We start from the raw sequence: 13417 nt of genomic DNA on the forward strand, positions 1-13417 counted from the left end.
CAAAGAGGCTTTTTTAATTTTAAGAGGTTTATTTCTTCTCTTTCATATTTTGAGAAAAGAAATCAATAGCGCGTCCTTTTAATTTATCAAGAGGAAGTTCATTACTTTCGAATTCGTAGAAATTAAGATATCCATCATTTTTAAAACATAAAGCATAACCATTATATCTTTTACTTTCTTTGGTTATTTTATATGATATCGCCTTAACATCTCCAATAGTATTTTCTACTTTAAACTTTTGCAGATTAGCACTGTTTTTTAAGGTTTTAAAACTTGGTTCTATTTCTGCTTTTGATTCAAAATCGTGAATAAAAACATTTAGATTGTCCGGTGATTTAAACGCCATTCGCAAGGAATCATCATGTTTGTTTTGAAGATAAAAATCTTTTGGTATTTTTATCTGAGTATCTAATGCAATGTATATTAGTGAATCTTTTTCGAGTTTTTGAATACCGTAATTATCTTTTTGCAAAGCCGATAAACTATCTAAACTTTTATAATTAGAATACAATATAGCATTAGACATTTTCCTTTGCATTTCCTGATGCTGTCTAAAATTCTCTTTCATGGCTTCCTGAGAATTTCGAAAACTTTCCATTACAGGATCATTTTCATAACGGGGTTTATTCATGTTGGAACAAGTATACAACAATCTACCGCCTAAAATTATAACCGATAAAATACTTAATACGGTTCGCCAGGTTGATCTGTCATCCATGATTATTTTAGGTCTTTTTCAGTCAAAATAATATCATTTACCAGATTTCCTTTAGCATCCTGATATAGATATTTTATTGTTGAAATGTTATAACGCTGTATAGAACCCAGAATAGTTTTTAAATCACTGCTTCTTAAAATACTTTCTTTCATTAAAACCTTTGCTCCTTCTCCTTTAAGCAATTCAGAATATTTTTTTGGCACTTCAATTTTATAAACCAACTCATTTTTATCGCTAATTTCAATTTTCGTAATTTTTGTTCCGTCTTCATTAACAATTGGCATATTTTGGTTCATTATGGCCAACATTTGCTGCATCTCTGGATTCATGCCAGAACTTGAAAGATCTTTCCTGTCAACAGCAGGCGTGTTACTTTTACTTAATATTTTATTTAATTCTTTTTCATCCACTTTTAATTCAGCAAGTATGGTACTGTTATTGGCTAAAAAGAACATTTCAAACGTTACTCCTTCTCTTATTAGTTCCATCGAAGCTGCATCGCTTTTCAACATTCCACCAATTAAAGCCGGGAACATTTGGTTGTAAATAGATTTACTGGATTCGTTTTGTTCTAAATTAGTATCAATTCTTATTTCAACTTTATTTTCATTTAAAAAAGCTTTTGCACTGGCGCTGCTGATAATATCATTATGAAAAAGTGCACTCGAATTATTAAATGTATTAACGTATTCCTGAATTTTTTGCTTAGTATTTTTGCAGCTTACTAAAAACAAAGCTATAGCAATCGTGCATGAGATTTGAGTAATTTTTTTGATCATAGTTTTATAGGTTTTATTAGGTAGACTTTTACACAAACATAATTTAATGTTAGAATTAATCCAACAATAATTATCATTCTTAACGAAAAGAAAATAGCCTCCCTGATTTACAAAGAGGCTATTTTCAATACTTTAATTTTAACTTAAAGTTTGGCTGTTTCTTTATTTCCTTCTGCAGTTCCTTCTAAAACCGCTAATTCTTCTTTATCAACTGTTCTTTTAGCTAAAATAATATTATTATAGGCCAAAAAGTAAACATCAAACTTTACACCTTCGCCTATTAACTCTGTAGAAATTTGATCATTCTTAATCATTTCTTTTAATAAATCCGGAAATGAATCGGCTGCAGCTTGCTTATTAGCTTCATCACCTTCTAAGTTTGTTTCAATTCTAATTTCAATTTTATTATCATTTAAAAATGCTTTCGCAGTAGTACTGGTAATTCCGTTACCTTTTATGGAAGATGAGTTGTTGTAGGTACTTACATGTTCCTGAATTTTTTGCTTGGTATTTTTACAACTTACCAGCAATAATGCAATAGCAAAAGCAAATGCGATTTGGGTAATTTTTTTCATAATTTTTTAGGTTTTTGGTTTATTTTTAACTCAAACATAATGAAATTATAACACAAAAACAAAACGAAGTCGCAAAACTTTAAAATGTAACTATTTAACTACAAATAGGTTATCATGACGAAAGAATGAAAAGAATTAACTTAATAACTAAAAAAAATCCTCTTTAAAATTGTTTAAAGAGGATTTGATAAATGTTATAATCTGAATATTATTTTAGTAATTCAGCCAGAGATTCTTTGTTGATTACTTGTTTTACAAAAACCGTATTATCATCGGCTAAAAAATAAGCATCAAACTGAATCCCTTCTTCAACCAGTTCTTTAGGAATTTGATCTTTGTTGATCATTTCTTTCAACAGTTTTGGAAACGATGATTCTGCTTTTGTTTTATTCGCTGCGTTTTGCTCTAAATTAGTTTCAAACCGCAATTCGATTTTATCATCATTGATATACCCTCTTGCCGTTGTAAGTGTAACATCTTCAGCCTTAAAATTTGCGGCTGTACTGTTATAAGTCGTTACATATTCCTGAAGTTTTTGCTTTGCATTTTTACAGCTTATAAACATCAAAACCATCATAACTACACACAAAATCTGGCTTACTTTCCTAATCATAATTTAAAGTTTTTATTTCAATTTTTGAAGTCTTAAAAGTGCTTCAAGATAGTAATAATCTGCGTAATTTATAGAACAGTCAATTTCGCTTCCGGCAGGTTTATGACCTGTTGAATGCAATAAAAATGCTGAATTCAAATCGTGGCTTTGGTAATTATCTGAAAGCGACACAATCATTTTTTTAGATTTTGTCAAATATTCGTTTTTCAGCGTTTTATCTTTTGTATAAGAACTCAATTCTAAAAGTGCCGAAGAAACAATTGCTGCCGCCGAAGCGTCTCTTGGAGCATTTGGAATATCCGGTGCATTAAAATCCCAATATGGAATTAAATCCTCTGTTGTCAATTTATCCAGATAAACACGAGCTAATTTATGAGCAAAATCTAAAAACTTAGGATCTTTTGTTTCTCTATAAGTCATTGTAAAACCATAAATTGCCCATGCTTGTCCGCGTGCCCACATACTGTCGTCACTATAACCCTGGGCTGTTCTTCCTTTTATTTTCTTGCCGGTTTCATAATCATAAATAATAACATGATAAGAAGTATTATCTGGTCTAAAATGATTTGCCATTGTTGTTTCGGCATGTTTTACAGCAATATCATACAGTTTTTTATTTCCGCCGTTTTTAGAAGCCCAAAACAACAATTCTAAATTCATCATATTATCGATGATGGTATTGTGTCCGCCCATTTTATTATGCGGCCAAGATTGAATTGTTCCCACTTTTGGATTAAAAAGTGTTGCCAGAGTATCGGCTGTTTTTAGAATGATTTCTTTGTATTCTTTATTTTTAGTTAATCTGTATCCGTTTCCGAAACTATTAAAAATCTGAAAACCTAAATCGTGGTCAGCAGCTTTACTAACCGACAAAGGCGTTAAAAACCGGCTAAATTTATCGGCTTCTTTTTCCCATTTTTTATCTTTTGTCGCTTCGTATAAAAACCATAATTCTCCAGGCCAGAATCCGCTTGTCCAGTCTTTGTAATTTACAAATTTCCAGTCTTTGCTTCCATTCGGAACCGTTCTTGGTGAAGTCCCGTCATCCGGAATCACTTTTAATGTTTTTGAAGCCTGTTCTGCACAATACTCCAATTGTTTTTTAACGTTAAACGAATTGTCTTTTTGAGAATAACCCTGATTTCCAAGAAGAAATAAAGCTGTAATCAGAGCGAAAAATTTTGCATTCATGTGGTTACTTTTAGATAGATAGTTTTTAGAACCGATAAATTTATGAAATAAAGTAAACTTATTTTAGTCTTTGTATTTTTCGTTCCCTAAAAATGTACTTTTTTGTCATTGCGAGGAACGAAGCAATCGCACTAAGCTGGACGTAATGGCACGCAGATGCCGCGGATTTAAACAGATTTATTTTTGTTTTTATTGATTGACTTGCGATGTATAATATACCGTAAACATGAAGTTTGTCATTCCGAGGAACGAGGAATCGCACAAGAAACTCCACAACAGCAAGTCGCCAATCTTTGTCGATTCTCTAGTGCGATTCCTCGTTCCTCGGAATGACAAAACTACGAGAATAAATCTGTTTAAATCTGCGTCATCCGCGTGCCATTAAATTCATCTTTTTAAAGATTTGACCTATATTTGCCTCTAACCAATAACCTACCAAACTTTGAAAAAATTCAGAATTCAATATTTTATTTTATTTTTCTGTACCATTCTTCTCGGAATCCTTTCAAGAAAAATCTCTTTTATCCCTTTATGGATTGGCGATGCTCTTTATGCAGTTATGATTTATTTTTTGGTTAGAATATTTCTTCCAATGAAAAAAGCTTTTATAGTCGCTTTATTTTCTCTGCTACTATGTTACGGCATTGAGTTTTTACAGCTTTATCAGGCAGAATGGATTATTGAACTTCGAAAAACTCTTTTTGGAAGATATGTTTTAGGACAAGGTTTTCTTTGGTCAGATATTTTAGCTTATACTTTTGGAATCGCTTTTGTTTTTCTTATCGAAAAAATAACTTTTAATCAGCTTAATCAAAAGTCTGAGTGATTTTTTCAATATTTAAACTGTTTGCCATTGCCATAAATATTTGGTAATATGCTCCTTTATTGTCGTACAATTCATCGTGTGTGCCTTTTTCGACACATCTTCCTTTTTCCAAAACAATAATATTTGAGGCATCGATAATTTGAGAAATACTGTGCGAAATGATAATTACAGTTCTGTCTTTTTTAATGGCGTCTAAAGACTTTTTAATTTGTTCTGTTGCAATTGCGTCGAGACTCGCCGTTGGTTCATCCAGAAAAATTATAGGCGGATTTTTCAGAAAAAGCCTCGCAATAGCAATTCGCTGCTGCTGTCCGCCGGAAAGCAAATGCGCATCAGAATCGTAGCCTTTTGGCAATTGTATAATTTGTTCGTGAATGTAGGCTTGCTTTGCCGCTTCAATAATTTCAGATGCTGAAGCTTCGGGATTTCCGTATAAAATATTCTCTCCAATTGTACCTTTAAAAATGTGGTTTTTCTGAAGTACTAAACCAATATTTTTACGCAGAAAATCGGTGTCATAATCCACTAAATCAATTCCATCTAAAAAGATTTGCCCTGACGAAGGCAGATAAAATTTATCCAGTAAATTAATAATCGTGCTTTTTCCGGCTCCGCTTAATCCAACTAGAGCAGTTGTTTCATTCGGTTTAACCATAAAATTAATATCATAAAGCGCCTGAGTTCCGTTTGGATAAACAAAATCAACATTTTTCACTTCGATCAATCCGGTAATTTTTTCCGGCATATAAGTTCCGCTGGTTTCTATTTCCTGTTCTGATTCTAAAATATCAAAGAATCCTTCGGAATAAATTAAAGCATCGTTTACTTCATCATAAATTCGGTGCAATTGTCGAATTGGCGACGAAACATTATTAAACAACATAATATGAAACATGATCGCACCAATTGTCATTTGATTATTTAAAACAAAATAAGCGGTCAAAATGATGATAATCACCACTCCTATTTGTTCAACGAAGCTTTTTATACTTTCAAAAATAAAACTGGTTTTTCTGGTTGCCAGCTGATTTTCGGTCATTTCATATTGAATTTTTTCATGACGATCAGCTTCGGTCGATTCGCGAACAAAAGATTTAATAACCGTTATCGATTCAATTAAACTAATGATTCCGTTGTTTTTGGTTTCACGATAATTACGCATTCTTCGTCTGAAACCACTTAGTTTTGTGGCTTGTAATTGGCTGATATAAAAGTAAATCGGAATGATACATAAACTTACCAATCCCACATAAACATTGGCATAAAACATAATTACCAAAGCCACAAAAGCGTTGGCAAATAAAGGCAGAATATCTATAAAAAAGTTTTGAACCAATCGTGTTAAGCTGCTAATACCGAGATCGATTCTGGTTTGGAGTTTTCCGCTTTCATTTTCATCAGAAGTATAAAACTCCATTCGATAACTTAGAATTTTTTCTACGATGGTCTGCGAGATATCGCGGGTTATAAAAATTCGGAGTTTTTCACCATAAAATTTTTGCCCAAATTGTACAATTGAGTTTACCAACTCTTTAGTAAGCAGCACAATACTTATTATCTCTAACAAATGAAATCCTTTTGATAAAGGTTCATGCGCCACCATTAAATTATTGATAGCATCGACGGTATATTTTAATATTACAGCATTTACCTGCGCTGCAAATGAGCCTAAAAATGTAAGCAGTAAAGTGGCAATTACCATTTTTTTGTACGGTTTTACAAATGGCATTATTTTTTTATACAGTACAGATAATTGCATTTATTTTTATTTTTAGGTAACTATCAAATATAAGAATTCTAAATTTGTGTTTAAAATAGTCTTACTTTTAAATATACAAAATATGAAACTGGTTTTCGCTTCCAATAATTTAAATAAAATCAAAGAAATTCAAAGCATTCTAAATGGATCTATCCAGTTATTAAGTTTAGAAAATATTGGCTGTCACGAAGAAATTCCTGAAACTGCTGACACTATTGAAGGCAATGCGATTTTAAAAGCCAATTATGTTACCGAAAAATATGGTTATGATTGTTTTGCTGATGATACAGGTTTAGAGGTGAAAGTTTTAAACGGAGAACCGGGCGTTTATTCTGCCCGATATGCGGGTGAACAAAAAAATGCCGATGATAATATGAACAAGCTTTTGGAGGCTTTAAAAAACGAAGAAAACCGCAGTGCACAGTTCAAGACCGTTATTGCTTTAAATTTAGAAGGAAAGCAGCATCTTTTTACGGGTTTAGCAAAAGGGAATATTACTTTGACTAAAGCTGGAAATCATGGTTTTGGATATGATCCGATTTTTCAGCCGGAGAATTATAAGGAGACTTTTGCCGAATTATCTTCAGAAATTAAAAATAAAATAAGTCATCGCGCAAAGGCAACTGAGCAACTTATTGATTTTCTGAACACAAGAAAATAATTGTTCAAAATACAACAAATTATTGGGCAAAATTGATATTTCACGACGTATTTTTTTCGATTTCTTTCAAAAATGATTTTACACCAAACATAACTTTTTGATAATCAAATCATAACAAATCTATAAATCTTAAAATAGCATTAGTTTATCTGAATAATTAACAGTAATTTTGCACCCTATTTTAAAAACACATATGAATAAATTTGAACAATTAGGATTGAATGAATCGTTACTGAAGGCGATTTTAGATCTAGGATTTGAAAATCCGTCAGAGGTACAGGAAAAGGCGATTCCCCTATTATTGGAAAAAGACACAGATATGGTTGCGTTGGCTCAGACAGGGACAGGGAAAACGGCAGCTTTCGGTTTTCCGCTAATTCAAAAAATTGATGCTGACAATAGAAACACACAAGCATTAGTTTTATCGCCAACACGAGAACTTTGTTTACAGATTACCAACGAACTTAAAAACTACTCAAAATACGAAAAAGGTATTAATGTGGTAGCAGTTTACGGCGGGGCTAGTATTACAGAGCAAGCTAGAGAGATTAAAAGAGGCGCACAAATTATTGTGGCTACTCCAGGGAGAATGCAAGACATGATTAACAGAGGTTTAGTAAACATTAAAAATATAGATTACTGTATTCTTGATGAAGCTGATGAGATGTTAAACATGGGATTCTATGAAGACATCGTATCTATTTTATCAGATACTCCAGATCAAAAAAGTACATGGTTGTTCTCTGCAACTATGCCGCAAGAGGTTGCCAGAATTGCAAAACAATTCATGAGCGAACCGGTTGAAATTACTGTTGGTGCTAAGAACTCAGGTTCTGCAACAGTTTCTCACGAATTTTACTTAGTAAATGCACGTGACCGTTACGAAGCTTTAAAACGTTTAGCCGATGCAAATCCAGATATTTTCTCTGTGGTTTTCTGTCGTACTAAAAGAGATACACAAGCTGTAGCTGAAAAATTAATTGAAGATGGATATAGCGCTGCTGCGTTGCACGGAGATTTATCTCAGGCACAACGTGATGGTGTAATGAAATCTTTCCGTGGAAGACAAATTCAGATGCTTGTTGCTACTGACGTTGCTGCACGTGGTATTGACGTTGATAACGTAACACACGTTGTAAACTACCAATTACCTGATGAGATCGAAACGTACAACCACCGTTCTGGACGTACTGGTAGAGCTGGAAAATTAGGAACTTCTATTGTAATTGTTACAAAAAGTGAGTTACGTAAAATTTCTTCTATCGAGAGAATCATCAAACAAAAATTCGAAGAAAAATCTATTCCATCTGGAATCGAAATCTGCGAAATTCAATTATTACACTTAGCTAATAAAATTAAAGATACTGAGGTTGATCACGAAATTGACAACTATTTACCAGCTATTAACAATGTTCTTGAAGGTTTATCTAAAGAAGAATTGATTAAGAAAATGGTTTCGGTAGAATTTAACCGTTTCATTGCTTACTACAAAAAGAATAGAGATATTTCTACTCAATCTTCTGGAGAAAGACGTGAAAGAAATGATTCTGAGCCTAGAGAATTCAATAATAATGGAGCAGTTCGTTATTTTGTAAACATCGGTTCAAGAGATAATTTCGACTGGATGTCTCTTAAAGATTATTTGAAAGAAACATTAGACTTAGGTCGTGATGACGTTTTCAAAGTGGATGTAAAAGAAGGTTTCTCTTTCTTTAATACTGATCCTGAGCATACTGATAAAGTAATGGATATTTTAAACAACGTTCAGTTAGAAGGACGTCGTATTAATGTTGAAATTTCTAAAAATGACGGAGGAGGAAGACGTGACCACAACAACCGTGGCGGCGGACGTAATTCTGGCGGACCAAGAAGAGAAGGAAACTTTGCTCCAAGACGTGAAGGTTCTGGAGGCGGAGGTTTTAGAAGCGACAGAAACTCAGCTCCAAGACGTGAAGGTTCCGGAGGAGGTTTTAGAAGCGACAGAAACTCAGCTCCAAGAGAAGGTGGTTTCAAAAGAAGCGAAGGAAGTTCAGACAGAGCTCCAAGACGTTCTGAAAGCTTTGGTGATTCACCAAGACCAAGAAGACCAAGAAGAGATTAATTCTTTTATATCTTAAAATACGAAATCCCAAATTCCTGACATAAATGGAATTTGGGATTTTTTTATATTAAGAATCTTACTCTCCACGAATAGTTTTGTAATCCAAAACAATATAACTCAAACTTCCTGATCCCTTTTTATTTAAACACAAAAAGCCACACCGCTGACTTTGTTAATTTTCTGATAATTATATTCGAAGACTGCGAAATATTTAATCTCTATTTACTACTTTTAGTGCTTTAAATCAGGATATGAAATATTTCGCAGTTTTCTTTTTTTTACTATTCTCTGCCATAAGTTTTGCACAAGATGCTGAATCTACAACTCCGCAAAGGGTTTCGGGTTACATTATAAACGATGATAGTAAACAACCTCTTCCAAATGTAAATATCATTAACACCAATAAAGTACGCGGCGCTAAATCTGATGCAAAAGGGTATTTTGAAATTGATGTACAGCCTAATGATACAATTCATTTTTCTCTTTTAGGATTTCAATCTCTTAGAATCAGAGTAACAAATGACTGGATAAAAAATAAAGTGACTCGAATTCAGCTTACTGAAAAAGCAATTGCACTTGAAGAAGTTGTTATTGCTCCATTTAATTTGACTGGTTATCTTGAAATTGATTCGAAGTTAATTCCAACTAAAGAAAACTACCGTTACAGTATTTCAGGCCTTACACAAGGTTATGAAGCAGGTGAATATTCTCCAAATGCTTTTGGAAAAGTATTGGGCTCTATTTTTAATCCGGCAGATATGCTTTATAATTTCTTCGGAAAAAACAGTCGGGAGCTTAAAAAACTCAAGGACATGAAAAAAGACGATACGATTAGAAATCTTTTAGAAACTAAATACGATCGTGAAACTATTGCCGTTTTATTAGGAATCAGCAAAGATGAAATTCCTGAAATCATGCATCGCTGCAACTATTCTGATGCTTTTATTCAATCTGCAAATGATTTACAGATTTTAGATGCCATAAGCGGCTGCTACGAACAATATAAAGTATTAAAAAGAAATTAAAATTTCACTTTTACAAAAACATACGAATCCTCAATTTAAAAAATTGAGGATTTTTTTATGCCTTATGATTTTTTAAAAAGCTATATTTACTATAACAAAACAGTAAAACAAATAAAATCAATACATTATGGCAAAAGGTCAAGATGCTAAAAAAACAGCAAAAAAAGAACCGTTAAAAACGGCTAAAGAAAAAAAAGAAGAAAAAAGAGAGAAGAAAAATACTCCTAAAAGAGATTAAAAAAGTGTTCAGTGTTCAGTTTAGTCACCAGATTTACTGATTACTAAAAAACTGAACACTGATTACTTTTTTTTATTTAGCCGGAATATTTGAAAGAATTTCTAATACAAATTTCCAATATTTTTGAGCAGATGAAATGCTGGCTCTTTCGTCTGGAGAGTGCGCTCCGTGAATTGTTGGTCCAAAAGAAATCATATCCATTTCAGGGTAATTTGTTCCTAAAATTCCGCATTCTAAACCAGCGTGACAAGCCACAACTTTTGGCTGTTCACCATTTTGCTTTTCGTAAATATCTTTTAAAACTTCTAATATTTCTGAATTTACGTTCGGAGTCCAACCTGGGTAAGAACCAGAAAGTTCAACCTCACATCCTACTAGTTCAAAAGCAGAACGTAAAGAATTAGCCAAATCAAATTTTGAAGATTCTACAGAAGAACGCGTTAAACATCCCACTAGAATTTCTCCGTCTTTTACAACAACGCGAGCAATATTGTTTGAAGTTTCAACCAAGTCAGCCATATCAGCGCTCATTTTATACACTCCGTTTTGTGCTGCATAAATCGCTCTGATAATTCCTTCCTGAACACCTAAATCCATTATTTTTTCAGGTAAATCACCTTTTACAATTTCGATAGATAAGTTTGGTTCAGTAGTTTTATATTCTGCTTTGATGTCAGAAATAATTTCCTGCATATCATAAACATAAGCTTCATCAAACATTTGAGAAATAATCACTTTAGCAACGCTTTCTCTCGGAATTGCATTTCTAAGACTTCCTCCATTAATTTCAGAAACCTGTAATCCAAAGTTTTCAAAACCATCAAATAATAAACGGTTCATTATTTTATTGGCATTTCCTAAACCTTTATGAATATCCATTCCAGAATGACCTCCATTTAAGCCTTTTACGGTAATAGTATACCCAACAGAGCTTTCTGGAACTTCTTCTTCGTTATAAGCTCTTGTAGCCGTTACATCGATTCCACCAGCACATCCTATATCAATTTCGTCATCTTCTTCTGTATCCAGATTCAATAAGATCTGTCCTTGAAGAATTCCTCCTTTTAAATTTAAAGCACCAGTCATTCCGGTTTCTTCATCAATTGTAAACAAAGCTTCAATTGCAGGATGTGGAATGTCTTTACTTTCTAAAATTGCCATAATTGTAGCTACTCCTAACCCATTGTCAGCACCAAGCGTTGTACCGCGGGCGCGAACCCAGTCACCATCAACATACATATCAATTCCTTGCGTATCAAAATCAAAAACAATATCAGCATTTTTTTGGTGCACCATATCTAAGTGGCCTTGCATTACAATGGCTTTGCGATTTTCCATTCCCGGAGTTGCCGGTTTTCTGATGATTACATTTCGGATTTCATCTTCAAAAGTTTCTAAACCTAAGCTGTTTCCAAAGTTTTTCATAAACTCGATTACACGCTCTTCTTTCTTTGACGGACGCGGAACGGCGTTTAAATCTGCAAATTTGTTCCAAAGTGCTTTTGGTTCCAGATTTCTTATTTCCTGACTCATTATATTTTGTTTGAAGTTTAACAATTAAGAGCTTCAAAGTTACAAAGTTTAAATGCTTTTTCCGCCACGAATTCTACGAATTAGCACAAATTATAATGGCTCTAAAATTAAACAAATCAATAATTCGTGAAAATTAGTGGAATTCGTGGCGAACTTTTTTTAATCATTCAATATTGTAATTATATTTACGTATCCAAAAATTGTACTGTGAAATCAAAATATATCCTTCCATTATTTCTTTTAGTTCAGATTATCTTTTTAAAAATCCTGCCGTTTTTTCCTGATTTTGTAGAAGGTCTTTACAGTAATAATTTATACATCAGAATTTCGCATTTCTCTCGGGTGTTTTTAGGCAAAATTTCATTTTCTGTGGGTGATTGTATTTACGCAGTTTTAATTTTATCCATGATAAGCTGGTTTTGGAGAATACGAAAAACATGGAGAACAGATTGGAAAGATCATCTTTTAAAAATTACAGGTAAAATTTCTGTTTTTTACTTTTTCTTTCATCTACTTTGGGCTTTCAATTATTATCGAAAACCTCTTTTCGAAAAAATGGAAATCAAAAGAGAATATACCGATGCGGATTTATTGGCCTTTACAAAAAGACTGATTGTTAAAACGAATGAAGTTCAGTTTAAAATCACAAAAAACAAAAGCGAAAAAATCAATTTTCCCTATTCTCAGGAAGAAGTTTTTAAGATGAATCTTAATGGATATGGTAATTTAGCCCAAGAACACCCTTATTTTAAATATGAGACTTTAAGCGTAAAAAAATCGCTGTTTAGTGTACCGCTAACTTATATGGGATTTGGTGGTTATTTAAACCCGTTTACAAATGAAGCGCAGGTAAATGATTTGTTACCAATGTATTCTTTTCCGCTTACCGCTTCTCACGAAATGGCGCATCAAATAGGTTTTGCGAGTGAAAACGAATGTAATTTTATAGGTGTTTTGGCAACTGTAAAAAATGACAATTTATATTATCAATATTCTGGGTATAGCTTTGCATTGCGTTATTGCCTTGGAATCTGGAAATTTAAAAACGAGAAAATCTTTGAGGTTTTAAAGAAACAAGTTAATCCGGGAATTTTAAAAAACTATCAGGAAAGTCAGGATTTTTGGAAACAATATGATACTTTTATTGATGAAGGTTTTCATTTTGTTTATGATAGTTTCTTAAAATCAAACAATCAGAAAGATGGAATGGAAAGCTATAGCAAGTTTATTGATTTGATGATTAATTATTATAAAACGCGACAACTGTAGAAGGTTGCCACGAATTTCACGAATTAGCACGAATTTCAAAAAGCTCAAGTTTTATCTATTCTGTTTGAGAAGTAATTCGAGAAATTTGTGAAATTCGTGGCAAAAAAATAAACATTAACTGTAACAAAA

Annotated in this window: 12 protein-coding genes; 5 read left to right on the top strand and 7 right to left on the bottom strand. The window is 32.8% G+C overall.

The features are described from left to right. Positions 1–28 precede the first annotated feature (28 nt). The 5 genes from J2Y38_RS08705 to J2Y38_RS08725 form a co-directional block, all read right to left on the bottom strand. Entirely contained in the window at positions 29–718 is a 690-nt protein-coding gene (locus J2Y38_RS08705; protein WP_309841321.1) for a hypothetical protein, read from the bottom strand. Positions 719–720: 2 nt separating this feature from the next. Beyond that, positions 721–1497 (bottom strand): hypothetical protein, encoded by a 777-nt coding sequence (locus J2Y38_RS08710; RefSeq protein WP_309841323.1) that lies wholly within the window; start codon positions 1495–1497, stop codon positions 721–723. Positions 1498–1640: 143 nt separating this feature from the next. Beyond that, positions 1641–2072: a hypothetical protein gene (locus J2Y38_RS08715; protein WP_309841324.1), complete on the bottom strand. Its 432-nt coding sequence runs from the start codon at positions 2070–2072 to the stop codon at positions 1641–1643. A 208-nt stretch (positions 2073–2280) separates the two neighbouring features. Next, positions 2281–2685, bottom strand: coding sequence for a hypothetical protein (locus J2Y38_RS08720; RefSeq protein ID WP_309841325.1), 405 nt, complete (start codon positions 2683–2685; stop codon positions 2281–2283). 12 nt (positions 2686–2697) lie between these two features. Further along, positions 2698–3876: a glycoside hydrolase family 88 protein gene (locus tag J2Y38_RS08725; RefSeq protein WP_309841326.1), complete on the bottom strand. Its 1179-nt coding sequence runs from the start codon at positions 3874–3876 to the stop codon at positions 2698–2700. Between the two features lie 442 nt (positions 3877–4318). On the opposite strand from J2Y38_RS08725, the gene J2Y38_RS08730 reads away from it, so the two are divergent. Beyond that, entirely contained in the window at positions 4319–4702 is a 384-nt protein-coding gene (locus tag J2Y38_RS08730) for a DUF2809 domain-containing protein (protein WP_309841328.1), read from the top strand. Here J2Y38_RS08730 and J2Y38_RS08735 read toward each other — a convergent pair. After that, positions 4683–6461 carry an ABC transporter ATP-binding protein gene (locus J2Y38_RS08735; protein WP_309841329.1) on the bottom strand — a complete coding sequence of 593 codons (1779 nt, stop codon included), beginning with the start codon at positions 6459–6461 and terminating at the stop codon, positions 4683–4685. The genes J2Y38_RS08730 and J2Y38_RS08735 overlap by 20 nt on opposite strands. 82 nt (positions 6462–6543) lie before the next feature. On the opposite strand from J2Y38_RS08735, the gene J2Y38_RS08740 reads away from it, so the two are divergent. The 3 genes from J2Y38_RS08740 (at position 6544) to J2Y38_RS08750 (ending at position 10248) form a co-directional block, all read left to right on the top strand. After that, the gene (locus J2Y38_RS08740) at positions 6544–7122 is read left to right on the top strand and encodes a non-canonical purine NTP diphosphatase (RefSeq protein ID WP_309841331.1); all 579 of its coding nucleotides are present in this window, start codon (positions 6544–6546) and stop codon (positions 7120–7122) included. A gap of 193 nt (positions 7123–7315) precedes the next feature. Continuing rightward, positions 7316–9223 carry a DEAD/DEAH box helicase gene (locus J2Y38_RS08745; protein ID WP_309841333.1) on the top strand — a complete coding sequence of 636 codons (1908 nt, stop codon included), beginning with the start codon at positions 7316–7318 and terminating at the stop codon, positions 9221–9223. 251 nt (positions 9224–9474) lie between these two features. Beyond that, positions 9475–10248, top strand: coding sequence for a carboxypeptidase-like regulatory domain-containing protein (locus J2Y38_RS08750; RefSeq protein WP_053473736.1), 774 nt, complete (start codon positions 9475–9477; stop codon positions 10246–10248). A gap of 310 nt (positions 10249–10558) precedes the next feature. Here J2Y38_RS08750 and J2Y38_RS08755 read toward each other — a convergent pair whose 3' ends face one another. After that, positions 10559–12019, bottom strand: coding sequence for an aminoacyl-histidine dipeptidase (locus J2Y38_RS08755; protein ID WP_309841336.1), 1461 nt, complete (start codon positions 12017–12019; stop codon positions 10559–10561). Positions 12020–12226: 207 nt separating this feature from the next. Here J2Y38_RS08755 and J2Y38_RS08760 point away from each other — a divergent pair, with 207 nt between their 5' ends. Then, entirely contained in the window at positions 12227–13288 is a 1062-nt protein-coding gene (locus J2Y38_RS08760) for a DUF3810 domain-containing protein (protein ID WP_309841337.1), read from the top strand. The last annotated feature ends 129 nt before the right edge of the window (positions 13289–13417 follow it).

Origin of the sequence: Flavobacterium sp. 2755 (assembly GCF_031455715.1) — a bacterium.
Classification (GTDB): domain Bacteria; phylum Bacteroidota; class Bacteroidia; order Flavobacteriales; family Flavobacteriaceae; genus Flavobacterium.

What these genes read in the sequence shown, in the direction of transcription:
- J2Y38_RS08705 (WP_309841321.1), bottom strand. Translation starts at nt 718, where the DNA reads ATGGATGACAGATCAACCTGGCGAACCGTATTAAGTATTTTATCGGTT.
- J2Y38_RS08710 (WP_309841323.1), bottom strand. Translation starts at nt 1,497, where the DNA reads ATGATCAAAAAAATTACTCAAATCTCATGCACGATTGCTATAGCTTTG.
- J2Y38_RS08715 (WP_309841324.1), bottom strand. Translation starts at nt 2,072, where the DNA reads ATGAAAAAAATTACCCAAATCGCATTTGCTTTTGCTATTGCATTATTG.
- J2Y38_RS08720 (WP_309841325.1), bottom strand. Translation starts at nt 2,685, where the DNA reads ATGATTAGGAAAGTAAGCCAGATTTTGTGTGTAGTTATGATGGTTTTG.
- J2Y38_RS08725 (WP_309841326.1), bottom strand. Translation starts at nt 3,876, where the DNA reads ATGAATGCAAAATTTTTCGCTCTGATTACAGCTTTATTTCTTCTTGGA.
- J2Y38_RS08735 (WP_309841329.1), bottom strand. Translation starts at nt 6,461, where the DNA reads ATGCAATTATCTGTACTGTATAAAAAAATAATGCCATTTGTAAAACCG.
- J2Y38_RS08740 (WP_309841331.1), top strand. Translation starts at nt 6,544, where the DNA reads ATGAAACTGGTTTTCGCTTCCAATAATTTAAATAAAATCAAAGAAATT.
- J2Y38_RS08745 (WP_309841333.1), top strand. Translation starts at nt 7,316, where the DNA reads ATGAATAAATTTGAACAATTAGGATTGAATGAATCGTTACTGAAGGCG.
- J2Y38_RS08750 (WP_053473736.1), top strand. Translation starts at nt 9,475, where the DNA reads ATGAAATATTTCGCAGTTTTCTTTTTTTTACTATTCTCTGCCATAAGT.
- J2Y38_RS08755 (WP_309841336.1), bottom strand. Translation starts at nt 12,019, where the DNA reads ATGAGTCAGGAAATAAGAAATCTGGAACCAAAAGCACTTTGGAACAAA.